This is a genomic window from Bacillus sp. AR13-1 (assembly GCF_008042285.1).
Taxonomy (GTDB): Bacteria; Bacillota; Bacilli; order Bacillales; family Bacillaceae_G; genus Bacillus_A; species Bacillus_A mycoides.
On sequence record NZ_QNUA01000073.1, the window covers coordinates 1 to 434 of the forward strand.

The following is a 434-nucleotide window of genomic DNA, read 5'->3' on the forward strand; positions in this document are numbered from 1 at the left end:
GTTATATAATTGCTGGATGTTTCCCATTTGTTTGTATTTGTCCGTATGTGTACACCCCTCGATAAAAGCTCTCACGGTCTAACATACGTTTCACTTGCACTTTCGTAAACAGCTTCTTTTTCCCTGTACGATAGCCCTCTAAATTAAGCCGTTCTGCCAATTGAGTCAGTGACCAATGCCTAAAAAAGTGTCGCAATTCAAATAGTCTACGTACAACTACTGCTTTCTCAGCATCCACTTCTAACACTTTTTGTCCTTTTGTTGCCTTGTAGCCAAACAGTACACCACCACCTGCATATCCACCTTGTTCCGCTTTCTTCTTTCTGCCCCTACTTAGCTTTAATGCAATCTCGAGACGTTGATATTGGTCTAGTAGCTCTAACATGCCATTTACTAAAAAGTCATTTGGGTCATGTGCATATATACTGTAGTTT

Annotated in this window: 1 protein-coding gene; it reads right to left on the reverse strand. The window is 40.3% G+C overall.

Going from position 1 to position 434, the window contains the following annotated elements; translation table 11 throughout:
• Position 1 precedes the first annotated feature (1 nt).
• Positions 2–434, reverse strand: a 433-nt coding sequence (locus tag DN408_RS31140) for a recombinase family protein (protein ID WP_179957923.1), incomplete at its 5' end; no start/stop codon positions are given.